Source organism: Pseudomonas sp. 382, assembly GCF_002759075.1.
GTDB classification, from domain to species: domain Bacteria; phylum Pseudomonadota; class Gammaproteobacteria; order Pseudomonadales; family Pseudomonadaceae; genus Aquipseudomonas; species Aquipseudomonas vlassakiae.
In genome coordinates, this window is sequence record NZ_PEMX01000015.1 from 75,204 (window position 1) to 100,721 (window position 25,518).

Below are 25,518 nucleotides of genomic sequence, written 5' to 3' on the forward strand. Positions count from 1 at the left end.
CCCCCAGGAAGCTGGAGTCAGACCACGCCTTGCGCCAGCATGGCATCGGCGACCTTGACGAAACCGGCGATGTTGGCGCCCTTCACATAATTGACCGTGCCGTCGGCTTCTTCACCGTAATGCACGCAGGCATGGTGAATCGACTGCATGATGTTGTGCAGTTTGCTGTCCACTTCACCCGCCGTCCACAGCAGGCGCATGGCGTTCTGCGACATCTCCAGGCCCGATACGGCTACGCCGCCGGCGTTGGATGCCTTGCCCGGTGCGTACAGGATCCCGGCCTCGATGAACAGGTCGACCGCCGCCAGGGTAGTCGGCATGTTGGCGCCTTCGGCCACGCAGATGCAGCCGTTGCGCAGCAGGGTGCGGGCGTCTTCGATGTCCAGCTCGTTCTGCGTGGCGCATGGCAGGGCGATGTCACACGGCAGGCTCCACGGGGTCTGGCCCTTGCGGAACTCCAGGCCAAACTGTTCAGCCAGCTCGCTGATGCGGCCGCGCTTGACGTTCTTCAGCGTCATCAGCGCGTCCCACTGGGCATCGGTCAGGCCAGATTCGGCGTACAGGGTGCCTTCGGAGTCGGACAGCGAAATCACCTTGCCGCCAAGGTCCATGACCTTGCGGGCAGCGTACTGGGCGACGTTGCCGGAACCGGAAATGGCCACGCGACGGCCATCGATGCGCAGGTTCTGGCGCTTGAGCATTTCTTCAGCGAAGTACACGCAGCCGTAGCCAGTGGCTTCGGGGCGGATCAGGCTGCCGCCGTAGGTCATGCCCTTGCCGGTCAGCACCGACGTGAACTGGTTGGCCAGGCGCTTGTACTGGCCGAACATGAAGCCGATCTCGCGGGCGCCCACGCCAATGTCACCAGCCGGCACGTCGCAATCAGCACCGATGTGGCGGTACAGCTCGCTCATGAAGGCCTGGCAGAAGCGCATGACTTCGGCATCGCTCTTGCCTTTCGGGTCGAAGTCCGAACCGCCCTTGCCGCCGCCCATGGGCAGCGAGGTGAGGGAATTCTTGAACACCTGTTCGAAGGCCAGGAACTTGAGCACGCTCAGGTTCACCGACGGGTGGAAGCGCAGGCCGCCCTTGTAGGGGCCGATGGCGCTGCTCATCTGGATGCGGTAACCGCGGTTGACCTGCACCTTGCCCTGGTCATCGACCCACGACACGCGGAACAGCACGGCGCGCTCCGGCTCGACCATGCGTTCGAGGATGCCGGACTGCAGGTAGTGCGGGTTAGCTTCGAGGAACGGCCACAAGGTACGCAGCACTTCTTCGACGGCCTGGTGGAATTCCGGTTGGCCCGGGTCGCGTTGCTGCAGGCGTGCGAGGAAATTGTCGACAGATTCGATCATGGTAGACATCTCACCAAGAGGATTGGACTTATTGGTTTTTTCTGGAATGTACCAAGAAGCAATCGCACTGGAATAGGGCGAAATGTCGTTTTTATGAAATTATTTGGTGCGTTTTATATAAGTGTATACAAAATCGCCTTCCGCGCCGCCTGCTTCGCGGGCGCGCCCGCTCCCACAGGAACCTCGCAAACCTCAAGACCGGCGCTGTACCTGTGGGAGCGGGCATGCCCGCGAATGAAGCCAACACCACTTTCCAGGCAGGCACAAAAATGGGGCCACGATGGGCCCCATTTCTGTGCATCAAGAAACCGGCTTACTGGGCCAGCTTCTTGTGCCGTACACGGTGCGGCTGGGCAGCAGCATCGCCCAGGCGCTTCTTGCGGTCGGCTTCGTACTCGGTGTAGTTACCCTCGAAGAACACCACGTTCGAGTCGTCTTCGTACGCCAGGATGTGAGTGGCAACACGGTCCAGGAACCAGCGGTCGTGGGAAATCACGATGGCGGCGCCCGGGAAGTCCAGCAGGGCTTCTTCCAGGGAACGCAGGGTTTCGACGTCGAGGTCGTTGGACGGTTCGTCGAGCAGCAGGACGTTGCCGCCCTCCTTCAGGGTCAGCGCCAGGTGCAGACGGCCACGCTCACCACCGGACAGGTCCTTGACGAACTTCTGCTGGTCACCACCCTTGAAGTTGAAGCGGCCAACGTAGGTACGCGACGGGATCTCGTAGTTGCCGATGCGGATCTGGTCGGAACCGTCGGAGATCTGCTGGAACACGGTCTTGGAACCGTCGAGGTCTTCACGGCTCTGGTCCACGCAGGCCAGCTGCACGGTTTCGCCGATCTCGATGCTGCCCGAGTCCGGTTGCTCCTTGCCCATCAGCATGCGGAACAGGGTCGACTTACCGGCACCGTTACCGCCGATCACGCCGACGATGGCGCCTTTGGGCATCGAGAACGACAGGTTGTCGATCAGCACCCGGTCGCCGTAGCCTTTGGTGACGTTCTTGAACTCGATGACCTTGTCGCCCAGGCGCGGACCGGCCGGGATGTAGATCTCGTTGGTTTCACTGCGCTTCTGGAATTCCTGCGACTGCATCTCTTCGAAGCGCTGCAGACGGGCCTTGGATTTCGACTGGCGGGCCTTGGCGCCTTTGCGCACCCACTCCAGTTCCTCTTTCATGGCCTTCTCGTGGGCGCTCTGCTGCTTGGATTCCTGCGCCAGACGCTCCGACTTGGCTTCCAGCCAGCCCGAGTAGTTGCCTTCGTACGGGATACCGGCGCCGCGGTCCAGTTCGAGGATCCAGCCGGCGACGTTGTCGAGGAAGTAACGGTCGTGGGTAATCGCTACCACGGTGCCCGGGAAGTCGTGCAGGAAGCGCTCCAGCCAGGCTACCGAATCGGCATCCAGGTGGTTGGTCGGTTCGTCGAGCAGCAGCATGTCGGGGGCCGACAGCAGCAGGCGGCACAGGGCCACGCGGCGCTTCTCGCCACCGGACAGGTGCTCGATGCGAGCATCCCAGGCCGGCAGGCGCAGGGCGTCGGCGGCGACGTCCAGCTGGCGCTCGAGGTTGTGGCCGTCGGCAGCCTGCAGGATGGCTTCGAGCTTGGCCTGTTCGGCAGCCAGCTTGTCGAAGTCGGCATCAGGTTCGGCGTAGGCCGCGTAGACCTCGTCCAGGCGAGCCTGGGCGTCCTTGATCACACTGACCGCTTCCTCGACCACTTCGCGCACGGACTTGTTCGGGTCCAGTTGCGGCTCCTGCGGCAGGTAACCCACGTTGATGTCGGGCATCGGACGGGCTTCGCCGTCGAATTCCTTGTCGACGCCCGCCATGATCCGCAACAGGGTCGACTTACCGGCGCCGTTCAGGCCGAGCACGCCGATCTTGGCGCCTGGGAAGAACGACAGGGAAATATTCTTGAGAATTTCCCGCTTCGGCGGCACGACCTTGCTCAGCCGATGCATGGTGTAGACGTATTGAGCCAAAACCAAGCCCTCTAAATAGGTAAAGACATCGACGATCGCCCCGGCACTGCGGCCAGGGGGATGTGTTTACGGGTTTCATTGAACAAAGTCGACCATTCTACGCCAACGCGCGGCGTTGCACAGGGTGGTCGGATGGTGGGGTGGGATCGTTGTGATCCTGCCGGGCATTCTTTGTCTGTGCCGGCCCTTTAGCCGCGAAGAGGCCGGCACAGCAGCCCGAAACGGGTCAGACGTGACGCTGCTTGCCAGCCTTGCCCCGTGGCAGGCGGCAACGGTCGCTCTGCTCGGCCAGGCGCGCAGCATAAGCGGCTTTGACGCTGAAGCCACCGCTGCGGGCTGGCTGTTCGGCAACCTTGGCCGGCTGGGCTGCAACAGGCGTGCTGACGACCTTGCCAGCCGGCTTGGCTACGCCAGCCACCGGTGCCTTTTCAGCGGGTGCTGCGGCCGCCTTGGCGGTCTTGCGCAGCTCAGCCAGCGATGGCGTCTTGTTTTTCGTGGCCGCAGCCGCATCTGGTTTGACCAGCGAACGCTGGCACGATTTGCAGGATACGTCCGCGGTCACGGCAGTGCTGACAAGGGTCTGACTGCTGCGCCCACAGGCGGAATCGAGGCCATTGGTGGAAAAGTGAGTAACCAAAACCGAACATCTCCGATGCGTTGTCATTGAAGCGGGCGGCATTCTCGCACAGGATGCAGGGTCTTGCCGAACGGGTCAGCATCACCACCACCATTGGCTTCGGACAATCGGGCTGGCACATTGCCATAATCACAGGCATGCTAGCCCGTTCGCATGTCCGGCTTTATAGTGCGCGGCCGCGGTCCAGGCCTGTGCAGTACCGGCATACACCGTGCATGTCCATCCCTGCCATCGCCAGCCCAATCGCAGGACCAACGCTTGACCAATCTCAATCATCCGACTCTGCTGCGCCCCACTTCGCCGGCCCCAGTCGCTTCGCTACGGGGTTCGGTCAAGGGTGCGTTGGCGCTGCTGGCCCTGATTCTGCTGGGCTTGCTGCTATGGCAACTGGTCTCCCAGTTTCGCCACACCCAGGCCGACCAGCGCCAGCTGAACCTCAACGCGAGCGCCGAACTCGCCGACCACCTGAGCCTGAACATGGCCCTCAAGGCCCAGCAGGCCATCAACGTGGTCCAGCCCTACGTCAAGGCACCGGCGCCGGCCGCCCTGCCGAGCCTGCTGGAGACCTTGCGTGAACGCCTGCCCGCCCTGCGTGACCTGGCCTGGCTGGACCAGGCCGGGGAACTGCACGGTGACAGCCTGGTCGACAGCCCTGACCGTCAGTCGATTGACGAGCTGGTCGGGCTGAACCAGGGGCGCAACTACTTTTTTACCAACTCGGCAGACAACCGCACCCTCTACCTGCTGTTGCGCCAGTCGGCGGAGCAGGACCGCGGCTACTGGCTATTGCGCCTGTCACCGGACTATTACCAGACACTCACCGAACACCTCGACGGCCCGGGCCACCCGCTCTGGCTGCTGGAAAACAGCCGCAGTGGCGAGGTGCTGGAACGCCACGCTCCGGCGCAGACCAGCGGTGAGCCGCTGCAAAGCGTGATGCTCGCCTTCATCGACAACAGCACCTGGCAATTGCGTGGCCTGTTCGACGCAGGCCTGGCCCAGCAGAAGCTGCTGCCGGCGCTGATCGGCAAATGCCTGCTGGCGCTGTTCTGCGCCCTGCTGCCGGTACTGGCGCTGTTCAACATGCGCCGACGCCAGCGCGCCCTGCAGGAAGACCGCCGGCGCTACCTGGAAATCTTCGAAGGCACCGGCGTGGCCTTGTGCGTGCTCGACCTGTCGAGCCTGCCCGGCCAGCTCGACCGCTATCACCTGCGCAACCTGGCCGGGCTCAAGCAGAGCCTGGCGCTGGACTCGAACCTGCGCCGCTCGCTGCTGCTGGAGCTGAAGATCACCGAGATCAACCAAGTGGCGCGCCAGCTCCTTAATGTCGAGTGCCACCAAGGCGCCTGGCAACGACTGATCGATGGTAGCGGCGACGGCCGCGACAGCGTCGGCATGCAGCTGATCGACGCGCTGATCGAACAGCGCCCGACGCTGGAGTTGGAAGTGCGCCTGCCCGCACCGCTGGGTGGCGAATTGCACCTGTGGCTGATGGCGCGCCTGCCGCAGCAGCGTCGCGATTACCAGGCGGTCATCCTCAGCATCAGCGACATTACCAGCCGCAAGCAGGTGGAGCTGTCGCTGCTGGAACGTGAAAGCTTCTGGTCCGACGTCGTGCGTACCGTGCCCGACCAGCTGTACGTGCAGGACGTGCTCAGCCAGCGAATGATCTTCAGCAACCGCCACCTCGGCCAGACCCTCGGCTACGACCGCACCGAGCTGGCGCAGATGGGCGACCGCTTCTGGGAACTGCTGCTGCACCACGAAGATGCCGCGCACTACCAGGCTTTGCGCCAGCAACAGCGCGACAGTGCCCATAGCCAGTCACTGCACACTCAGTTGCGCTTCCGCCACCGCGATGGCGGCTGGCGCTGCTATGAAATCCGCGAACAGGTACTGACCCGCGACGACGATGGCCTGGTCACACGCATCATCGGCGTGGGCAAGGATGTCACCGTACAGATCGAGGCCAGCCAGTCGCTGCGTGACAGCGAGCAGCGCTACCGCATGCTCGCCGAAAGCATCAGCGACGTGATCTTCTCCACCGACAGCCGCCTGCAGCTCAACTACGTCAGCCCCTCGGTGCAGGCCGTGCTGGGATACCAGGCCGAGTGGATCTTCGACAACGGCTGGCAGTCGATCATCGCCAACCCGTCCCAGCTCACCGGCATCTACAGCCTGATGGAGCGCGTCAGCAAGGCCATGGGCGACAGCGAGCAACTGGCCCAACTGCGCAGCCAGCTGCCGACGCAACTGTTCCTGTTCGACTGCCTGCGCGCCGATGGCCGCAAGATCCCCATCGAACTGCGCCTGGTGCTGGTGTGGGACGACCAGCAGCGCTTCGAAGGCGTGCTCGGCGTAGGCCGCGACATCAGCCAGCAGCGCCGTGCGGAAAAAGACCTGCGCATGGCGGCGACGGTATTCGAGCATTCCACCTCGGCCATCCTCATCACCGACCCGGCCGGCTATATCGTTCAGGCCAACGAAGCCTTCAGCCGGGTCAGCGGCTACGCGGTCGGCGACGTGCTCGACCAGCTGCCGAGCATGCTGGTCGTCGAGGATCAACAGGAAAGCCACCTGCGCTACGTGCTCAAGCAACTGCACCAGCGCGGCAGCTGGGAAGGCGAAGTGTGGCTCAAGCGCCGCGACGGCGACCATTACCCGGCCTGGGTCGGCATCACCGCCGTGCTCGACGACGAAGGCGACCTGGCCAGCTATGTGTGCTTCTTCACCGACATCAGCGAGCGCAAGGCCAGCGAACAGCGCATCCACCGCCTGGCCTACTACGACGCCCTCACCCACCTGCCCAACCGCACGCTGTTCCAGGACCGCCTGCACACCGCGCTGCAGCAGGCCGAGCGGCAGAAGTCATGGGTGGTGCTGATGTTCCTCGACCTGGACCGTTTCAAGCCGATCAACGACTCCCTCGGCCACGCTGCAGGCGATCGTATGCTCAAGGACATGGCCCTGCGCCTGCTGGCCTGCGTCGACGATGACGATACCGTGGCGCGCATGGGGGGCGACGAATTCACGTTGCTGCTGCAGCCGCGGGCCACCCGCGAGATGGCCCTGAACCGCGCCATCCACGTGGCCGAGAATATTCTTGGCAGCCTGGTGCGGCCATTCGTGCTGGAGGGTCGCGAGTTCTTCGTCACCGCCAGTATCGGCATCGCCCTCAGCCCGCAGGACGGTAACGAGCTGAGCCAGTTGATGAAGAACGCCGACACCGCCATGTACCACGCCAAGGAGCGCGGCAAGAACAACTTCCAGTTCTACCAGACCGAGATGAACGCCAGCGCCCTTGAGCGCCTGGAACTGGAAAGCGACCTGCGCCACGCGCTGGAGCAGAACGAATTCATCCTCTACTACCAGCCGCAGTTCAGCGGCGACGGCAAGCGCCTGACCGGTGCCGAAGCCCTGCTGCGCTGGCGCCACCCGACCCGCGGGCTGGTGCCGCCGGGCGACTTCATCCCGGTGATCGAAGAACTGGGCCTGGTAGTGGATGTCGGCGACTGGGTGCTACGCGAGGCCAGCCGCCAGCTCAAGGCCTGGCACAAGAACAAGGTGCGCGTGCCGAAGGTATCGGTGAACATCTCGGCGCGGCAGTTCTCTGACGGCCAGCTAGGCACGCGGATCGCCACCATCCTCGAAGAAACCGGCCTGCCGCCGGCGTGCCTGGAGCTGGAGCTGACCGAAAGCATCCTGATGCGCGAGGTCAATGAGGCGCTGCAGATTCTCGCCAGCCTGAAAAACCTCGGCCTGAGCATCGCGGTCGACGACTTCGGCACCGGTTACTCGTCGCTGAACTACCTCAAGCAGTTCCCCATCGACGTGCTGAAAATCGACCGCACCTTCGTCGACGGCCTACCCGAGGGCGAGCAGGACGCGCAGATCGCCCGGGCGATCATCGCCATGGCCCACAGCCTCAACCTGGCGGTGATCGCCGAGGGCGTGGAGACCCATGAGCAGCTGGAATTCCTGCGCGAGCATGGCTGCGACGAGGTGCAGGGCTACCTGTTCGGGCGGCCGATGCCGGCCAACCAGTTCGAAGCGCAGTTCGCCAACGCCGCCCTGTTCATGTTCCAGTGAGCCTTCGCCCCTTGGACGCGACATGGTACCTGTGGGAGCGGGCTTGTCGGACCGCCGCACCGCCGCGAAGCAGGCACCGCGCTGGATGGCACCGGCTTCGCCGGTGTTCGCGGGCAAGCCCGCTCCCACAGGGGGTGCGTCACGGCTGAAAATCGTGCCGGAAAAACGGACCTGAAAGTCAACTCCAGCCCAGACACGGCGCGGGATGCAACATGAAGCCCATTGGTCCGCGACTTGATGCCGGTTCATATGCCAGGCGCGGATCAATCGGTTAGAATGCCCCCCCAAATTACCCCGATCCTTGAGGACCGCCATGTTCAGCCGTGATTTGACCATTGCCAAGTACGACGCCGAGCTCTTCGAAGCCATGCAGCAAGAAGCCCTGCGCCAGGAAGAGCATATCGAGCTGATCGCTTCGGAAAACTACACCAGCCCGGCAGTCATGGAAGCTCAGGGCTCGGTCCTGACCAACAAGTACGCCGAAGGCTACCCAGGCAAGCGCTACTACGGCGGCTGCGAGTACGTCGACGTGGTCGAGCAACTGGCCATCGACCGTGCCAAGGAGCTGTTCGGCGCCGACTACGCCAACGTCCAGCCGCACGCTGGCTCGCAAGCCAACGCGGCGGTCTACCTGGCCCTGCTGTCGGCCGGTGACACCATTCTGGGCATGAGCCTGGCCCACGGTGGCCACCTGACCCACGGTGCTTCGGTAAGCTCGTCGGGCAAGCTGTACAACGCCATCCAGTACGGCATCGACAGCAATGGCCTGATCGACTACGACGAAGTCGAGCGCCTGGCTGTCGAGCACAAGCCGAAGATGATCGTTGCCGGCTTCTCGGCGTACTCGCAGGTCCTGGACTTCGCCCGCTTCCGCGCCATCGCCGACAAGGTCGGTGCCTACCTGTTCGTCGACATGGCCCACGTTGCCGGCCTGGTTGCCGCTGGCGTGTACCCGAACCCTGTGCCGTTTGCCGACGTGGTCACCACCACCACCCACAAGACCCTGCGCGGTCCACGTGGCGGCCTGATCCTGGCCCGCGCCAACGCCGACATCGAGAAGAAGCTGAACTCCGCCGTCTTCCCAGGTGCCCAGGGCGGCCCGCTGGAGCACGTGATCGCGGCCAAGGCCATCTGCTTCAAGGAAGCGCTGCAGCCTGAGTTCAAGGCTTACCAGCAGCAGGTCGTGAAGAACGCCCAAGCCATGGCCGAAGTGTTCATCGAGCGTGGTTTCGACGTCGTTTCCGGCGGCACCCAGAACCACCTGTTCCTGCTGTCGCTGATCAAGCAGGAGATCTCCGGTAAAGATGCTGACGCTGCCCTGGGCAAAGCCTTCATCACCGTCAACAAGAACTCGGTACCGAACGACCCACGTTCCCCGTTCGTCACCTCGGGCCTGCGTTTCGGCACCCCAGCCGTCACCACCCGTGGTTTCAAGGAAACCGAGTGCCGCGAACTGGCCGGCTGGATCTGCGACATCCTCGCTGACCTGAACAACGAAGCGGTGATCGACGCCGTACGCGAGAAGGTCAAGGCCATCTGCAAGAAGCTGCCGGTTTACGGCAACTGATTGGCGCAAGCCTGATGTGAAGAAGCCCGGCCCGGTGCCGGGCTTTTTCATGCCTGCGATCCGGCCCGGGAACAGCTTCCGGATAGGTTGAACGAACCAGGCTGCCTAACCTGCCGCCTCCTTTGAAACTGACGGGAGGCCACCCATGGCAGACCACGCAGCACTGTCCTTCACCGCAACGTTGCAGTTCGCTGAAGCCCCCATCAATGTACTGGGCGACATGACCACCGGGCCCGTGACGCTGGTGAGCCCGCATCAGGCGCCGGGTTACGTCGTTGAAGGCGCCACGGCCCTCGGCATGTTGAACGGCACCGACACGGATTGGCATCACGGCCGGGAGACCGGGCTGATCACCTTCGAACCAGCCGCCCAGCCAGCTGCGTTGCTGCTGTACTTCCGCCATAGCGAAGCGGGTTATCGCCTCTATCTGCGCAACGGCCCCCACTCCGGCGAAGGTGTGTTCACCACCGCCGATGGCCTGGTCAACGTACAGCCGATCAAGGCAAAAGACCCAAGCCTTTGGACGCTGACCGATGCACAGACGGGTGCGGCGTTCGACCTGACATCGCTTGAAGTGGGCCGCAGGGAAGTCCAGCTGGCAAGCACGCAAGGACACCCGCTGGAATTGCACAGTCTGTACCCGGTAGGCGGGTTTCTGGCCTGCTACCCGGCGGCGCAGCAAGGGACCTTGAGCCTGATCATTCAGGAGCGCGGTGTCGACTGGCTCAAGCCGACCTGATCTGCCCCGCTCACGTCTTCAGGACTGGCACAATCCCTGTGGGGGCGAGTGAACCTGAGCCCCTTCAGGCTCATTCAGCTCATGCAGCCCCCGCCGTCACGTATTAACCTGTGCCACCCAAGCGCAACCAGACACAGGCCCGGCTTTGACCAGAGAGCAACTCGAAACCCAGCAGATCCCGATCTACTTCGCCGCCGTGCTCGCCGCCCTGGCCTTCGGCCTGCTGGCCAGCGACACCGCACGGCACCTTGAAGCCCTGGTCACGCCCGCCATCGCCATCCTGATGTACGCGATGTTCCTGCAAATCCCTTTCCTCGACCTGCGCCAAGGCCTGGGCAACCGCCGCTTCATGGCCGCCCTGCTGCTCGCCAATTTCATCCTGGTACCTTTGCTGGTATGGGCCCTCACCCGCGGCGTTGCCGATCATCCGGCGATCCTCATCGGCGCGCTACTGGTACTGCTCACACCCTGCATCGACTATGTGGTGGTGTTTACCCACATCGGCAAAGGCGACTCGCGCCTGACCCTCGCCGCCACGCCCGTGCTGCTGCTGGTGCAATTGGTGCTGCTGCCGGTGTACCTGGCGCTGATCCTCGGCGACAACAGCGAGGTAACAATCAGCATTGCCCCGTTCGTGGAAGCCTTCGTGCTGCTGATCATGCTGCCGATGATCCTCGCCGTGTTCACCAGCGCCGGCGCCCGCCGCTCCCGCGCTGTATCGGCGTGGAACGACGCCTGGGCGTGGATGCCGGTGCCAGCGATGGCGTTGGTATTGGTGGCGGTGATCGGGTCGCAGATTGCCGTGGTGCTTCGGGACTTCGATCGGTTGCTGCCGGTGATTCCGGTGTACGTCGGCTTCATGCTGCTGGCACCGCTGCTCGGGCTCGTTTCGGCGCGGTTGTTGCGCCTGCCGGTGGCCGAGGCACGCTCGCTCACCTTCAGCGCCGCGACGCGGAACTCGCTGGTGGTGTTGCCATTGGCGCTGGCGTTGCCAGAGGACCTGCGCCGGTTGGCGGCGGCGGCGGTGATCACCCAGACGCTGTTGGAATTGGTGAGCGAGCTGGTTTACATCAGGCTGATTCCGCTGCTTGTACGGCGCTGACACGTCTTGTGGGAGCCAGCTTGCTCGCGAAGGGCTGCAAAGCAGCCCTCGACAAACGCTGTTTCAATGATCGGCTACGGTGCCTTCATAGCATCGGTAGTCGCCTTGATAATCTCCTTGGCCGCTTCAACGCTAATCGGTAGAGGCGCCTGTGCATCATCTTGCTCAGGCTTTGGCCGATGATGGAAATAGCGCAGCAAGGCAATCAGCAACAAGGTCGGCACGGTGGAAAGTGCCACGATGATCGGGATATCACCCGTGGAGTGAGGCTTCACGGAGGTGAAGAAATACCACGTGCCTACCGTCAGCCGAATATTCCCAAGAAACACGAAGCCAAGCAGCGCAATGTAGAAAGTGATGACCAGCGCCACAGTGACATTGGTCAGGCGCTTCTCCCAGCGAAAACGCCAAGACTCTCGTTTAAGGTAGTCACTGACCAGACCTACGTTATCCGCCTCTCCCTGAGACAGGTCATCACTCGTGCCTGTCATAGGAACCCGATTGCCTTAAGCCGGAACTCCATCGCAGCGGTCGAGACACCAAAAGCCCTGGCCAGGCGAGCAAGGTCAGTAATCCTCTGCTCAAGCACCAGGTGTTTGACCAAGGCTGCAGGCATCAGCAACGCAGCAGCGAACCGATTGGCCGCGACCTCTTTAGGGTCCCTCGTTCTCGCACTGAATTGTTCCGTGGTATCACGTGGAGCGTCCAGATCACCGTGCACGTGATGGCCTATTTCATGAGCGATCGTGAACCGCTGACGAACAGGCGCATCCGTGGAGTTGTAAGTGATCAGCGGCTTCCCGTCACGATAGGAATAATGGCCGCTCTCGTTAGGGCGCCAGTTCTCCTGATCGAACGGGGTCAACGACTTGACCTCGATGCCCATCGCCTCAGCTATCGATTGAGGGTTGACCGGCAGTCGCCCGTCCCAATGCGCTTGCAGGACGTCGTTTGCAGTACGGTACTCCATTCGGCCTCCTGAGAAAGGTTGGGGTTGTTGGTCAAAAGTGAGGGGCGATTTTGCACAAGTCAAGGGTAGCGGTCAAATTTAGGTTGACACGCGATATTGCATTCGTTCTACCGCTGAAGCTGTAGGTAAGAAAAAAGGAAATACGGAGAGCGAAAGTGCCTACGCATCCGCGTGAAAGGGCCCTACAGTACGTGATGCACAGGCACTTGGTATCCCTGCTGCCTATATCGCCTTCATCTCCGCAATATCCCGCGCCACCTGATCCGCCGAGTGATCAAACATCGCCTGCTCCTGCGTATCCAGCGGCAGCTCGATCACCCGGGCAATCCCCTTACCAGCCAGCACGCAAGGAACGCCCATGGCGATGTCGGTGCGCCCGTATTCCCCTTCAAGAATCGCAACTGCCGGCAAAATGCGGTTACGCCCATTGGCGATCGCATCCACCATCTGCGCAATGGCCACACCCGGCGCATCGCAGGCGCTGCCGACCTTCTTCAGGCCCAGGATCTCGCCACCACCCTTGCGTGTGCGTTCGACGATCCGCTCGATCTGCTCCTCGGACAGGAAGTGCGACAGCGGCACCGAGCCGATCTGGCAGTAGCGCATAAGCGGCACCATGCTGTCGCCATGCCCGCCCAGCACCAGCGCCGTGATGTCCCGGGCGGAAAACCCCGTTTGCTCGGCAATGAAGCACTTCATGCGCGCGGTATCCAGCACCCCCGCCTGGCCGAACACCCTGCCACGCCCGAGCTTGCTGAGCGACCAGGCGCGATAGGTCAGCACATCGACCGGGTTCGACACCACCAGCACCGTCGCTGCCGGCGCATAGCGATTGATGTCGTGCATGATGCCGTCGAGGATCGGCAGGTTGATGCTCAGCACGTCCTGCCGCGACTGGCCAGGCTTGCGCGGCACGCCTGCGGTAATCACCACCAGCTCAGAGTCCTGCAGCATTTCCGACTTGGCGCCTCCAAGTACCCGGGTATCAGACCCTGACTCGACGGCTGCCTGCCAGATGTCCAGCGCCTTGCCCTGGGCCAGCTCACCCTGCACGTCGAGCAACATCAGTTCACGGCAATACTCTTCCCGGGCGATGATCTGCGCCGCCGCCTCACCCACGATCCCCGCGCCCACGATTGATAACTTGTTCACCTGACACCTCCCAGCGGCGCGCGCCACCAGGAGCGCGCCTGCGTATACAGAGAAGTATTGCCTGCCAAGGCGAAAAGACCATGGGACGCGACCGCCTGCTATTGACAGCCTCCCACGGCCCCGGAAATACTTTGTAAAGATTCATATAGATGACCAAATAACAAGGTGAATCGCTCCATGACCGCACTGCCCAGCCCTACGCGTTTGCCCGGCGCCACACCGCCGTGCGCCAACCCCATTCCTCCGAAGTTCGAAGTCTGCGCATCCAGTCGGCCATCTGCCCGCGACCGCTAACGGCTCGCTACCGCCCGCAGAACCCGCTGGCAAGCCTGCAATGCCTGAGCGCCGCTAGTGCGCCAGCCCAACCGAGATTCCCTGAATGACTCCCTTAGATATACAGCTGTTGCTGACCGCGTTGGTCAGTGTCCTGGTGCTGGTTGCGCTTATCGTCTCGCGCCTCAAGATGCACCCGCTGCTGGCCTTGCTGGTGGTGTCCATTGGCGTCGGCTTTGCCACCCGCATGGAGCCCGGCAGCATCGTCTCCCACCTGCTCACTGGCGCCGGCAAGACGCTGGGTGCGGTGGGGGTGGTGATCGCGCTGGGCGCGATGCTCGGCAAGATTCTGGCTGACGCTGGCGTCACTGAGCAGGTCGCCGACGTCATCCTCAAGCGTACCTCGGATCGGATGATCCCTTGGGCGATGATGCTGGTAGCCTTTGTCATCGGCATCCCGATGTTCTTCGAAGTGGGTCTGGTGATCATGCTCCCGTTGATCTTCAGTGTGGCGCGCAAGCTGGAAGGCCAGGCCCGCTTCAAAGGCTCGGCGTATGTATATGTCGGTGTGCCGGTGATTGCCGCGCTGGCCGCCATGCACGGCATGGTGCCGCCGCACCCAGGCCCCTTGACTGCCATCGCCGTGCTCAAGACCTCGGTCGGCCCCACCATGCTCTATGGCTTCCTGGCCGCGATCCCGGCCATGATCCTGGGCGGCCCGCTGTATGGCCTGTTCATTGCGCCGCGCATGAGCACCCGGCCCGATCAGGCATTGCTGGACCAGTTCACACTGGCTGAAAAAGCCGACGGCCAACCCCGCCCCGGCGTTGTGGTCGGCATGCTGGCGGCGTTGCTGCCGGCGATCCTGATGCTGGTGCATGCCGTGGCAGAAATGCTGCTGCCCAAAGGCAATGCGCTGCTGGAACTGGCCAGCTTCCTGGGCAACCCGCTGATCGCCATGCTGCTGGGCGTGCTGTTCGCCGGCGCGAGCATGGTGCTGGCGCGTGGCGGCAATGCCGAACAGCTGCGCGATGCGCTGGGCAAAAGCCTCAAGCCAATTGCCTCGATCATCATGATCATCGCCGGGGGCGGGGCCTTCCAGGAGATGCTGACCAGCGCCAAGGTCGGCGATGCCATCGTGCACCTGACCCAGCAATCTGCCTTCCCGCCGTTGATCCTGGGGTGGCTGATCGCGATGCTGTTGTCGGTGTCTACCGGCTCCGCCACGGTCGGTATCGTGGGCGCTGCCGGCTTGCTGGCGCCGCTGGCAGGTGCTGATCCGAGCCTGAACCTGCCATTGCTGGCCCTGTCGATCGGCTGCGGTTCGCTGTTCTTCAACTACGCCAACCATGCGGGCTTCTGGATGGTGAAGGAGTCGTTTGGCATGACCATGGGTGAGGCCACCAAGACCATCTCGGTGGTGCAGTCCATCGTGGCGGTGGTCGGCTTGATCGTGGTGTTGATGCTGAATGCGGCGATTACGGTGAACTGAGCCGGGAAAACCGGCCCAGTTCATCAACTGCCTCAGCGTTTTTCTGCGACCAGGGTGTAGCACATGGGTATCTGTGCCGCGCCCTGCTCATAGACGTCGTACACCTCCTCCCGATTGGAATGCGGGTATTCGTCGAACGCACGAAGGCTCAAGCCTGCGCCAGCAACGCTCATGAGCACCTCCCTTAGCGGGTGGAGCTGCCAGTAGGACTGCAACTCGTTTGGCTCGCCCTTGCCTTCGTAAACAATGGCGCCCGTTTCGACCAGCGGTTCGGCCAGGAAATAGGACGTGCTGATGCGCCAAGGGTCGCTGGCTTCGGGGTCGAGCATTTCTAGGAAGGGGTGTGTTTCGTAGATCACCAGGGTGCCGCCCGGTTTCAGCGTTCTGGCGACGTGGGTGAAGAACAGCGCGAGGTTGGGCATCCAGTTCAGGACACCGATGGTGATCAAGGCGATATCGAAGCGCTGGTCGAGGCTTGCCGGTAGTTCGTGGATGTCTGACTCGATGAAGACGGGCGAATAGGGGGACCTTTCGGCCAGCTCGTGCGCTTGCTTCAGAAACTCCGAAGACTGATCGACGCCCACCACTTCCGATGCGCCAAGGGCAAACAGCGATATCGCTTCGCGGCCATTGTTGCAGCCCAGCTGGATAACGGCCTTTCCCGTTATGCCTACCTGTTTCAACTGGTCGGTCAGGGTTGAATCCAGGCAGGAAAAGTCTTTGTGAGCCACAGCATCGATCAGTGGGGGCCAGGACGCGCTTTGCCGATGGAAATCTGCAGATGCATTCCAGGCATCACGATTGCTGGCGATTACATCCCTGTGAGAAACCATCTTGAACCTCATCTTTGGTTGTTGAGGCTTTTGACGTTAGCAGCTGCGCCCGGTTAACGGCCTTTCGAAAATGGCTGGCGTACGAAAAGCCTACCGCCTCTCGCGAACATCATAATTCCGTGATCGAGTTGTCCCATGTCCCGGGACACGGGACGGCTAGATAGAGGTTCTCATGAAAGGTCAAGACATCGGCTTACTGCTCAAGCTGGTTTGCCTCCAGCGACATGAGTCGCGGGACAACGCCAAGGCACTGCTCGATGATGCCGAACTGGGCATGATGAAAGATTGAAGTCGAGCCACCCGCCCCTGTGGGGGCCGCGCTTGTCGTGGCGATGAACCGCGGCGATGGGCCGCAAAGCGGCCCCAACAACCCAAGCACCCGCGCAGACTTGCAAGAGAATTCATCTATGTTGGAAGACGACCTCCCACGCCAGCTGTGCAGTCACTCAAGGTTGCTTTCATACCGCAGCCATCCTGCAACCCCTGCTGCTCCACCCACGCGGTCTTTAGGATGATTCCGTCCTTCACTGACAGGCACTTGCGGGAAGTCGAATGGGCTCATCCCCTCAATACAAGCCACGTTGACCCCGTACTGGTCCGGCACAGAGCGACGCTGGTGGAAGGTATAGATCCCACACTTCGAGCAGAAGTAGTGCTTGGCTTCACGTGTGTTGAATTGATAAAGGGTCAGCGCTTCTTCGCCTTGGGTGACGGTGATGTCGTTCAGGTTGGCTGATACCGCCACGGCGCCACGCATGCGGCAGAGCGAGCAGTTGCACCTACGCGCTGTACGCAGCCCGTCGGTCAAGCGCAGTGAAAATCTCACTGTTCCGCAATGGCAGGCTGCTTGATAAACAGGGCGATCATCGTTTTTTTCATCAGTCATAGCGGTTCTCTAGTCTGAGAAGCCAATCTGAATATTCACGGGGCAAGGCCAAATGGGTGTCTATTAGCCTGAATGAAACGATCAATGCCTCGTCCCAAACCTTATGCGAGATAACCCTGCAACAATCGCCGCACATTTTCCACTAGCGCAGACTCCCCCTTACGCGGTGGAAGCAGCGAGAACCTGGCTTGCGCCAATGCCGGCAAGCCAGTCCTGTAAGGCTCCACGCCATGGGGGACAGCACTCGCGTTAAGGCATGCAATTCCAAGCCCTGCCTTCAATGCCGATTGCAACCCCGCCACCCCTGAAGTCGAGTAAACGATCTCGTATTCGACATGGGCGCGCTCCAGCACCTGGCAGCTGTACTCCGACAATCCGCACCCGCTGATCGCGAGCAATGGCAGCGGCTGCCCAGGCTCTGGAACCCAACCGGCAGCGGCTACCCATTGCAGTGGCTCCTGCCTTACTTCAAACATGGTGGATGAAGACACGCGCTCGTTGAAACGCATGGCCAAGCCAATGTCCAGGTGGTCATTTGCCCGATCAATTTCCAGGCTCTTTTTCATCACCACATGAAGTCGAAGCCGTGGATGCCATTCACGAAGTTTTTTCAGCAGCCCAGCAATGTCGTCGGGGCGAAAGTAATCAGTGATCGCTAACCGTATCTCCCCTTCGAACTGTTCGCCTCGAACGTCGGACAGCGCCCGCTCGCCCAGGGTGATGATCTGCCTGGCGTGGCGCAAAAGTCGTTCACCAGCAGCTGTTGGGCGAACGCCTTGCTTGCCGCGAATGAGCAACTCCACACCGATGGCATCTTCCAGCTTACGCAGCTGTTCGCTGATGGCGGAGGTCGAGCGAAACAAGCTCGGAGCGGCTGCCGAGATACTGCCGGCCTCACAAACTGCCAAGTAGACGTGGAGCTGCGCAATGTCGAAGTGGTACATGCAGGTTCCGGGTAAACAGGAAGATGAGCACTGATTTTCCCGCTTTTTAGGAACATGTTCAAAGGCTAAGTTACAGGCACATTCACTGACGAGGATGACTCAAATGCCTGGTATCACCCTGACCCTGTCCGGCGCGCCGAATGCTGCGTTGGCGTCCGACCTCAGCCACGAGCTGACTGAACTGACCGCACGCGTTCTGGACAAGCAGCCATCACAAACCATGGTGATCGTTCGGTTCGTCGACCCTGGCTTGTGGTTTATCGAGAATGAATCGCTTGAGAGCTTGGGGCGCAATAGCTTTCGCCTGGAGGTCACGATCACCGACGAGACGACGACAGTGGAGCAGAAACGGCGGTATCAGCGTGAGACGTATGATTTGCTTTCGGGACGCATCGGTAATGTGCACCCTCATTCGAACGTACACATCATAGACGTGCGCGCTACGGCTTATGGCTATGGCGGGGTGCCGCAAAGCGCGAAGCTGTGGAGCTGAGACAGGTAACTCGGCCTGGCGTTATCGAACCAGCGCCAGCCGCAAGCCAAGCCCCACCAGTACCGCGCCCATTGCAGCATCGATCGGCCGACGCACCTTTGTGTAAAGCACCTGCACCCGAGCCGTGGAAAACATCAATGCCAGCATGGAAAACCAGGCAAACGCAACAAGCGTGACCACCACCACGGCAGCAGCCATCACCCAGCCTGGGGCATGTGTCGGCAGCACGGTGATGAAAAAGCTGCCGAAGAACGCCGCGGCCTTGGGGTTTGTAACGGACACCAGCAAGCCGACGCGGGGGGCTGCTGTGGTGGTGTTTTGCGTCGTGCTGATTTCGAGGGCTGCATAAGGCCGCCGAGCGCCAAGCAGCATTTTGATGCCCATATAGATCAGATACCCCGCGCCCACTACCCGAATCGCGTCATACAACCACGCCACTGTGCTCAGCAAGACACCCAGTCCGACAATCGCCAGCACCGCCCAGATGGCGATGCCTGCGCTGGTGCCCACTGCAACACCCATTCCTCGGCTGCGGCTCACCAAGGCGTTGGAAGTGACGGCGATGAAATCGGGGCCTGGGCTTACGCAAGCCAGGAGCATGACGGCGCCAATGGTCAAAAGCTGGGGAACGTAGTCCACGTGATGTCTCCAGTTACTTCGTTGTCTATCGAGCTACGTCGTAATGCACCGACAGCAGGCCTTTCTTCTCTTTGAGCTTGAGCACCTTGATCGGCCCGACCATGCCCGTTGAGGTGACATGCGTGCCGCCGCAACCGTGCATCGGCAAGGTGCCGAAGCGCACTGAGCGGACACCGTCCTGATCGATCAACTCACGCGGCACGTCACGCTCGATCAGCGCGTTTACCTCTGCCTCGATGCCTTCGACCGTCAGCGGTTCGCAACCGCCCTGGCGTTCGAAAACCACTCGGCACTCCCCAGGCCAGTGGTGGCCTTTGCTGGGAAGCCAACCCAAGTTCTGCCCGATACCGGCAATCAGGTGGCCGGCCGAATGCAGGCGAGCATGCAACGCACGCACTTCTGGCGAGATGGCAATCCTGACGCTGCCAACGGGCACGGGTTGCCCGAGGACATGCGCCACATCGCCGTCGATATTGAGCACTTCCTCTACCCGGATACCCGCGATGGTTCCCTGATCCGCCAGCTGCCCGCCGCCCTGTGGGTGAAAGAGGGTCTCGGCCAAGTCGACCCGGAACCGCCCATCCTCCATCGGCGTGCAACGCACCACGTGCGTGCTCAAGGTCAGTTCATCGCTGGTGTAGTAAGCCCGTTGCGTCATCGATCGAAATCCTTGTTTCTTTCCGGGGCAGCGCCCGCTCAAGACTCAAGGCTAAAGGGCGAGGGCTTCGCGCACTTGTAAAAAATTGATGGGGCAACAGCGATCAGTAACGAGACGGTGCAACGCCAAAGGCTTGCCTGAAGGCCCGATTGAAGTGGCTCTGATCGTAGAAACCCACCTCTTGCGCGACCCTGGTCAATTCCCACTGGGTATGGCTCAGCAGCACACAGGCGCGCTCCAGGCGCAAACGTACCAGCCAGGCATGTGGCGTCATGCCGACTGTTTGCTTGAACAGCTTGAGGAACTGAAAACGCTCCAGGCCGCACAACGCAGCCAGTGCTTCGAGCGTTATCTTGTCGGCGAGGTGTTCGTTGCAGTAGTCCCGCACACATCGCCACTGCACGTTTGAAAGCGTGCCCTTTACGAACTGCGGCTTGACCATCCGCGCTTGGGCGAACAGCCGCCCGAGCAGCATGAGCCATTGAGCATCGACGAACAGCGGGTCGGTAGGCAGCCCTGCTGCGAGCGCGTCGTGCAGCCGGGAAAGCTGGATGGCGAGGCTGGCATCCTGCAACAGCGCGCCACCCAGGGCGGAAAACTGGTCACGGCCCGTCAGCTCTTGCGTAACGCTGCGCAACAGGTCGGCGGACACACGGAACGTCTTCAGCGTGTAGGCGTCGTCGCCTGCACTGATGCCATCGTGGATTTCGCCGGGTGGCATCAACTGGATGGTGCCCGGCGACAGCAACGCCGTTTCACCGTTGAGTACTTGGCGCTGCACGCCGTCGGTGACCAAGCCGACGTGGAAATCCAGATGGTAGTGACGCCCGAAACGAAAGCTCGAGAAACGCGCCTCGCTCAGCACCAGCCCGGGAATATCCCTGTTGCGTTTGTAATCAACGTGGTCTGCCATCGACCGCCTCCTGCCACACCGGAGGGAATCATCTCATACCTGATCTTGTGGGGCTGGCGTGGTTGCCGGGTCGAGGGCTTGGCGAGGCTGCGCCAGCGCTTGGCTGGCGGCAGCGGTGCCTTGATCAGGCGGCTGGATCATTCAGGTTGCCGAGGTCGATCATCTTTGCGCACTGTTCACTGGCCAGCCGGCTGATGATCCGGATCGCCTGGTGGATACCTGCTGTGTTACGAAAGCTCAGGTGAGGGTTGTGTTCGCACTCCAGCACTTCATCGTGCTGGACCAAGGCTTCGCCGAGCAGTTCGAGGGTCCAGGCGTAGCTTTGGATGTTCGATAAGCGCTCCTGGTCAGTCATGGGGCACCTGCCTGGGTTGGGAGGTGGGGCGAGCCAGATTGCAGATCGGGTAGAAGCGGTGAGGATTGGGGGCCGGCGCGGGGCGGCGGCGGAGAACGGATGCGAGGATCCTGAACAGATTGCTGGTGGTCATGCATGAGTTCCTTTCGTTGTGGAACTGCCACCGCTCGCGGCCAAGCAAGTTTGGGTGGCAGCAGTACGCGGGTTGGCCGACCGGGACGAAAGGAGCCCGGCACACCCGAAGGTGTCCCGCGCACCACCGCCATAACACGACATCGCGGGCACAAAAAAAGCGCCTGCGATGAAGACTGGGCGCTGCTGCGCCTTTCGATTCCGACCGGCCAAGGTCGCATCGCCGATGCTTCGGCGACTGGGGCAATTTATCCCTATGTTCCCCCTTTCGCAAGCACGTGCGGGCTGTACGGTGCCACACGTCTTGTAGGGAGAAAGCTGACCGATATGAGGGGTTCCGTCGATTCAGGGCGGATTGTCGTCCACCTTCTGCGCTTCACTGCTGCCAGATTCGGGGGGGCCAATTACTGGCAAGCCATGCCCAAAAAATGCGCGTTTGCAGTCCTCGCTGAGCATTCTCAAAGATTTGCCCTGAAAGAACAAACCACCCATGTTCGGCAAATTTATTCACTATCCGGAGAGTGCCTGACTTTTTCAAAGCACAAAAAAGGCCTGCATCGCTGCAAGCCTTCATATGTGGTGCCGGAGACAGGAATCGAACCTGCGACCTTCGCGTTACGAGTGCGCTGCTCTACCGACTGAGCTACACCGGCATGTAGCGCAACGTACCACTGCCGCACCTGCCGCGTAAACCCCTGTTTCCCCGGCCTTATTCCCCTTTCCTCAGAGCGCTTTGCAGCCCTTCGGCGCGAGGTCTTCCTCGATATCGGTCGTGCAGGTCCAGCCAGTTGGCGAACGCGTCAGGGCAAGGCTCTTGCCAACCACATTGGTCGGCGCATCAACCAGGGTGCATGCAATCGTGCCAATCCCGTCAGCCGCCTTGCTGCTGACCGCAATTGCACAGTTCGCCGTAGCCGGCTGCCCACCCAACTCGGCCACACTCGCCACATCCTTGCCTTCATTCAAGCGCAGCTCCATCGCCGTCTTCAGCGCGCTGATCTCCAGCAACCCGGCCGCAGCCTTCGTGCGGGACTGGTGGTTGGTGTACATCGGGATGGCAATGGTCGCCAGAATGCCGATGATCGCGACGACGATCATCAGTTCGATCAGGGTGATACCGCGTTGCCCTTTCATGAACGGTTTCCTTTTTCATACGGGTATTCGTGGAGGTCAGGTTCGCCCCCAGCTGGCAGCGGCGCAGTAGGCCTGAACAGACACCTTTTGTCACCCCTGCCTGCCAGGGCGTCATCTTCGCTGAACTACTCTAGTGAGCATCACGGACGCACGCCCGCTCATGGACGCGCCAAGCTGTTTCCAGGCTTGTCGCACGAGCCGAAAAGGACCTCTGCAATGAACCCATCTACACACCTCTACACCTGGCGCGGCACGGATGCCAATGGCGCCGCGGTCAGCGGCCAGGTCAGCGGGCTCAGCCCGGCCTATGCGCGGGCCGGCTTGCAGCGCCAGGGCATCCGCGTGGTCAGCCTGCGGCAGGCTGGCGGGTTGGAATGGCGTTTGCCGAAGGCGCGCGAAAAGACCGACCCGGCGGGGTTCAGTCGGCAGCTGGCGACCTTGCTCAAGGCTGGGGTTCCACTGTTGCAGGCCTTCGAGGTGATGGGGCGCAGCGGCTGCAGTGCGGGGCAGGCAGTGTTACTGGATAAAATGAAACGGGATGTGGCCTCGGGCCTGGGGCTGGCGGATGCGCTGCAGCGCCATCCGGCATGGTTCGATGAGTTGTACTGCAACCTGATTCGTGTGGGCGAGCAGTCCGGTACGCTTGATCGGCAGCTGGAACAACTGGCGGGGATGCTGGAGCAGCGCCAGGTGCTGCGTAAGCGAGTTCGCAAGGCGATGCTCTATCCGTTGCTGCTGTTGCTGACCGGGCTGGGGGTTTCGGCGGTGCTGTTGCTGGAGGTGATTCCTCGTTTCGAGAGCCTGTTTGCCGGTTTCGATACCGCGCTGCCGGCGTTCACGCAGTGGGTGATCGTCTTGTCCACAGGGCTGGGGCGCTATGCGCCGCTGCTGTTGATAACCGCTCTTGGCCTGGGCTTCGCCGTGACCCGGCTGTATCAGAAGCATGCGCCAGCCCGCTTGTGGATAACTGCACAGGCTTTGCGCCTGCCTGTGTTCGGCAAGCTGTTGAGCCAGGCGGCCCTGGCGCGCTTCGCTCGCACCCTGGCCACATCCTATGCTGCGGGGGTGCCGTTGCTGGATGCGCTGGTCACCGTGGCCAAGGCCTCTGGCGATGACCTGCACGAGCAGGCGGTGCAGCGCTTGCGCCAGGGCATGGCCAACGGGCAGGCGCTGAATCAGGCAATGGGTAATGAACCGCTGTTTCCACCATTGTTGGTACAACTCACCGCCATCGGTGAATCCAGCGGCACGCTGGACCAGATGCTGGATAAGTCCGCCAGCCATTACGAGGAACAGGTCAGCCAGACGCTGGACCAGTTGACCAGCCTGCTGGAGCCGGCCATCGTGCTGATCCTGGGCTTGCTGGTCGGTGGCCTGGTGGTGGCGATGTACCTGCCGATCTTCCAGTTGGGTAGCTTGATCTGAACATGACTTCATGGACTTTGCTGGCCGAGCAGCCGGCCTACTTCATCACCCTGGCGGCTGTGCTCGGCCTGCTGGTGGGCAGCTTCCTCAACGTGGTGGTGCATCGCCTGCCAATCATGCTCGAGCGCCAGTGGCAGCGCGAGGCACAGGAAGTGCTGGGCCTGCCGACCACCGAGCACGAGCGCTTCATTCTGTCCCTCCCCGCCTCCCACTGCCCGCATTGCCACCACGCGATCCGCGCCTGGGAGAACATTCCCGTTCTGAGCTACCTGGCATTGCGCGGACGCTGCTCGGCCTGCAAGCAGCCGATCGGTGCGCGTTATCCATTGGTCGAGTTGGCGTGTGCGCTGTTATCGGTGGTGGTGGCCTGGCACTCCGGCGCTGGTGTCCAGGCGCTGACCCTGCTGCCGTTGACCTGGAGCCTGCTGGCACTGAGCCTGATCGACCATGACCAGCAGATTCTGCCCGATGTCATCGTGCTGCCGACGCTGTGGCTGGGCTTGATCGTCAATGCCTTCGATACCGTGGTGCCGTTGCCGGCTGCAGTGTGGGGCGCGGTGGCCGGGTACCTGAGCCTGTGGCTTGTCTACTGGGTGTTCAAGCTGATCACCGGCAAGGAAGGCATGGGCTATGGCGACTTCAAGCTGCTGGCGCTGATCGGTGCCTGGGGCGGCTGGCAGGTATTGCCGTTGACCTTGCTGCTGTCATCGGTAATCGGCGTGGTGGCGGGCCTGTGCCTGCTACGCGTGCGCAGACAATCCGTCGGCACGGCCATACCATTTGGCCCTTATCTGGCCATTGCGGGGTGGATTGCTGTGCTCTGGGGTGATGAAATGTACGCCTTCTACCTGCAACTGTTTGGAATGTGATGACCACCAAGGCCTTCACCCCCTGGATTCTCGGGCTGACCGGCGGCATCGGCAGCGGCAAGAGTGCCGCCGCCGAGCGCTTCGTCGAACTTGGCGTGCACCTGGTCGACGCCGACCAGGCGGCGCGCTGGGTGGTCGAACCCGGTCGCCCGGCACTGGCCAGCATCGTCGAGCGCTTCGGCACCGGTGTGCTGCTGGACGATGGCCAGCTGGACCGCGCAGCGTTGCGCCAGCTGATCTTCGCCGACCCGGCCCAGCGCAAGTGGCTGGAACAACTGCTGCACCCGCTGATCGGCCAGGAGATCTTCAGTTACCTGGCGAAGGCCGAGTCGCCCTATGCGGTGTACGTGTCGCCGTTGCTGATCGAGTCGGGCCAGCACCAGAAGGTCCAGCGCGTGCTGGTGATCGATGTGCCGCAGGAGCTGCAGGTGGCGCGCACCCTGGCGCGTGACAACACCAGCCCTGAGCAGGTACAGGCCATTCTCAAGGCCCAGCTGGCCCGTGAGGAGCGCCTGGGCCATGCCGACGATGTGGTGGTCAATGATGGCAATCTCGCCGCACTGCACGAGCAGATTGACCGCCTGCACCATTTTTACCTGACTTTACGAGGAGGCCAGCCATGAGCCAGCCATTGACCGTCGATTGCCCGACCTGTGGCGCACCTGTGGAATGGAACGAGAAGAATGCATATCGGCCGTTCTGTTCCGACCGCTGCAAGCTGATCGATCTGGGCGCCTGGGCGGCCGAGGAGCACAAGATTCCGGTAGCGCCGGATGCAGAGGATGAGCTGTTTTCGGGGGAGCTGGAGCCGCGGCATTAAACTGAAACCTAGGCTGCCTGTGCCGGCCTCTTCGCGGGTGAACCCACTCCTACAGGT

At 61.9% G+C, this 25,518-nt stretch carries 24 protein-coding genes and 1 tRNA gene; 10 read left to right on the top strand and 15 right to left on the bottom strand.

Translation table 11 applies throughout. The annotated features are described in order from the left end of the window. Window positions 1-17: 17 nt before the first annotated feature. The 3 genes from gdhA to CQW31_RS17910 form a co-directional block, all read right to left on the bottom strand. A complete protein-coding gene (gene gdhA / locus CQW31_RS17900) occupies window positions 18-1,358 on the bottom strand; it encodes an NADP-specific glutamate dehydrogenase (protein ID WP_054887206.1) in 1,341 nt (446 codons plus the stop codon). Window positions 1,359-1,671: 313 nt separating this feature from the next. Beyond that, window positions 1,672-3,339 carry an energy-dependent translational throttle protein EttA gene (ettA, locus tag CQW31_RS17905; RefSeq protein WP_054887205.1) on the bottom strand — a complete coding sequence of 556 codons (1,668 nt, stop codon included), beginning with the start codon at window positions 3,337-3,339 and terminating at the stop codon, window positions 1,672-1,674. A gap of 226 nt (window positions 3,340-3,565) precedes the next feature. Beyond that, window positions 3,566-3,976 carry a hypothetical protein gene (locus CQW31_RS17910; protein WP_054886143.1) on the bottom strand — a complete coding sequence of 137 codons (411 nt, stop codon included), beginning with the start codon at window positions 3,974-3,976 and terminating at the stop codon, window positions 3,566-3,568. 258 nt (window positions 3,977-4,234) lie between these two features. On the opposite strand from CQW31_RS17910, the gene CQW31_RS17915 reads away from it, so the two are divergent. From CQW31_RS17915 to CQW31_RS17930, 4 genes are all read left to right on the top strand, one after another. Further along, on the top strand, window positions 4,235-8,065 hold the full coding sequence (locus CQW31_RS17915; RefSeq protein WP_099815052.1) for an EAL domain-containing protein: 3,831 nt from the start codon (window positions 4,235-4,237) through the stop codon (window positions 8,063-8,065). Window positions 8,066-8,378: 313 nt separating this feature from the next. Continuing rightward, on the top strand, window positions 8,379-9,632 hold the full coding sequence (gene glyA, locus CQW31_RS17920) for a serine hydroxymethyltransferase (RefSeq protein ID WP_054886141.1): 1,254 nt from the start codon (window positions 8,379-8,381) through the stop codon (window positions 9,630-9,632). Between the two features lie 145 nt (window positions 9,633-9,777). After that, complete coding sequence (locus CQW31_RS17925) at window positions 9,778-10,371, top strand: hypothetical protein (RefSeq protein ID WP_099815053.1); 594 nt, start codon at window positions 9,778-9,780, stop codon at window positions 10,369-10,371. A gap of 145 nt (window positions 10,372-10,516) precedes the next feature. Next, window positions 10,517-11,473, top strand: a complete 957-nt coding sequence (locus CQW31_RS17930) for an arsenic resistance protein (RefSeq protein WP_099815054.1) — start codon at window positions 10,517-10,519, stop codon at window positions 11,471-11,473. A 74-nt stretch (window positions 11,474-11,547) separates the two neighbouring features. Here CQW31_RS17930 and CQW31_RS17935 read toward each other — a convergent pair whose 3' ends face one another. The 3 genes from CQW31_RS17935 to CQW31_RS17945 form a co-directional block, all read right to left on the bottom strand. Continuing rightward, window positions 11,548-11,964, bottom strand: coding sequence for a hypothetical protein (locus CQW31_RS17935; protein ID WP_054886138.1), 417 nt, complete (start codon window positions 11,962-11,964; stop codon window positions 11,548-11,550). Beyond that, the gene (locus tag CQW31_RS17940; protein ID WP_099815055.1) at window positions 11,961-12,443 is read right to left on the bottom strand and encodes an ImmA/IrrE family metallo-endopeptidase; all 483 of its coding nucleotides are present in this window, start codon (window positions 12,441-12,443) and stop codon (window positions 11,961-11,963) included. Before CQW31_RS17940 ends, CQW31_RS17935 begins: the two co-directional genes overlap by 4 nt. A gap of 222 nt (window positions 12,444-12,665) precedes the next feature. After that, a complete protein-coding gene (locus CQW31_RS17945; RefSeq protein WP_099815056.1) occupies window positions 12,666-13,595 on the bottom strand; it encodes a malate dehydrogenase in 930 nt (309 codons plus the stop codon). A 379-nt stretch (window positions 13,596-13,974) separates the two neighbouring features. Here CQW31_RS17945 and CQW31_RS17950 point away from each other — a divergent pair, with 379 nt between their 5' ends. Then, entirely contained in the window at window positions 13,975-15,360 is a 1,386-nt protein-coding gene (locus CQW31_RS17950; RefSeq protein WP_099815057.1) for a GntP family permease, read from the top strand. A 32-nt stretch (window positions 15,361-15,392) separates the two neighbouring features. Here CQW31_RS17950 and CQW31_RS17955 read toward each other — a convergent pair whose 3' ends face one another. The 3 genes from CQW31_RS17955 to CQW31_RS17965 all read right to left on the bottom strand — a co-directional run bounded on the left by CQW31_RS17955 (window position 15,393) and on the right by CQW31_RS17965 (window position 18,023). Next, the gene (locus CQW31_RS17955) at window positions 15,393-16,205 is read right to left on the bottom strand and encodes a bifunctional 2-polyprenyl-6-hydroxyphenol methylase/3-demethylubiquinol 3-O-methyltransferase UbiG (RefSeq protein WP_249342243.1); all 813 of its coding nucleotides are present in this window, start codon (window positions 16,203-16,205) and stop codon (window positions 15,393-15,395) included. A 430-nt stretch (window positions 16,206-16,635) separates the two neighbouring features. After that, a complete protein-coding gene (locus tag CQW31_RS17960; RefSeq protein WP_082433622.1) occupies window positions 16,636-17,079 on the bottom strand; it encodes a GFA family protein in 444 nt (147 codons plus the stop codon). A gap of 101 nt (window positions 17,080-17,180) precedes the next feature. Next, window positions 17,181-18,023, bottom strand: a complete 843-nt coding sequence (locus tag CQW31_RS17965; protein ID WP_099815059.1) for a LysR family transcriptional regulator — start codon at window positions 18,021-18,023, stop codon at window positions 17,181-17,183. A 103-nt stretch (window positions 18,024-18,126) separates the two neighbouring features. Here CQW31_RS17965 and CQW31_RS17970 point away from each other — a divergent pair, with 103 nt between their 5' ends. After that, on the top strand, window positions 18,127-18,516 hold the full coding sequence (locus tag CQW31_RS17970) for a tautomerase family protein (RefSeq protein ID WP_054886132.1): 390 nt from the start codon (window positions 18,127-18,129) through the stop codon (window positions 18,514-18,516). A 21-nt stretch (window positions 18,517-18,537) separates the two neighbouring features. Here the strand turns inward: CQW31_RS17970 and CQW31_RS17975 are convergent, their stop codons facing one another. From CQW31_RS17975 to CQW31_RS18000, 6 genes are all read right to left on the bottom strand, one after another. Further along, on the bottom strand, window positions 18,538-19,155 hold the full coding sequence (locus CQW31_RS17975) for a LysE family translocator (RefSeq protein ID WP_099815060.1): 618 nt from the start codon (window positions 19,153-19,155) through the stop codon (window positions 18,538-18,540). A gap of 25 nt (window positions 19,156-19,180) precedes the next feature. Beyond that, window positions 19,181-19,813 (bottom strand): hypothetical protein, encoded by a 633-nt coding sequence (locus CQW31_RS17980; RefSeq protein WP_099815061.1) that lies wholly within the window; start codon window positions 19,811-19,813, stop codon window positions 19,181-19,183. A 103-nt stretch (window positions 19,814-19,916) separates the two neighbouring features. Next, complete coding sequence (locus CQW31_RS17985) at window positions 19,917-20,726, bottom strand: AraC family transcriptional regulator (RefSeq protein WP_099815062.1); 810 nt, start codon at window positions 20,724-20,726, stop codon at window positions 19,917-19,919. Window positions 20,727-20,850: 124 nt separating this feature from the next. Beyond that, window positions 20,851-21,081: a hypothetical protein gene (locus tag CQW31_RS17990; RefSeq protein ID WP_099815063.1), complete on the bottom strand. Its 231-nt coding sequence runs from the start codon at window positions 21,079-21,081 to the stop codon at window positions 20,851-20,853. Between the two features lie 709 nt (window positions 21,082-21,790). Continuing rightward, window positions 21,791-21,866, bottom strand: a tRNA-Thr gene (locus CQW31_RS17995). Window positions 21,867-21,936: 70 nt separating this feature from the next. Further along, window positions 21,937-22,347, bottom strand: a complete 411-nt coding sequence (locus tag CQW31_RS18000; RefSeq protein ID WP_054886121.1) for a pilin — start codon at window positions 22,345-22,347, stop codon at window positions 21,937-21,939. Between the two features lie 216 nt (window positions 22,348-22,563). On the opposite strand from CQW31_RS18000, the gene CQW31_RS18005 reads away from it, so the two are divergent. From CQW31_RS18005 to yacG, 4 genes are read left to right on the top strand one after another with little or no spacing between them, the layout of a single operon-like run. Next, the gene (locus CQW31_RS18005; RefSeq protein ID WP_099815064.1) at window positions 22,564-23,772 is read left to right on the top strand and encodes a type II secretion system F family protein; all 1,209 of its coding nucleotides are present in this window, start codon (window positions 22,564-22,566) and stop codon (window positions 23,770-23,772) included. A gap of 2 nt (window positions 23,773-23,774) precedes the next feature. After that, on the top strand, window positions 23,775-24,641 hold the full coding sequence (locus tag CQW31_RS18010; protein WP_099815065.1) for an A24 family peptidase: 867 nt from the start codon (window positions 23,775-23,777) through the stop codon (window positions 24,639-24,641). Continuing rightward, entirely contained in the window at window positions 24,641-25,264 is a 624-nt protein-coding gene (coaE, locus tag CQW31_RS18015) for a dephospho-CoA kinase (protein WP_054886118.1), read from the top strand. Before CQW31_RS18010 ends, coaE begins: the two co-directional genes overlap by 1 nt. Further along, entirely contained in the window at window positions 25,261-25,461 is a 201-nt protein-coding gene (gene yacG, locus CQW31_RS18020) for a DNA gyrase inhibitor YacG (RefSeq protein ID WP_054886117.1), read from the top strand. Before coaE ends, yacG begins: the two co-directional genes overlap by 4 nt. The last annotated feature ends 57 nt before the right edge of the window (window positions 25,462-25,518 follow it).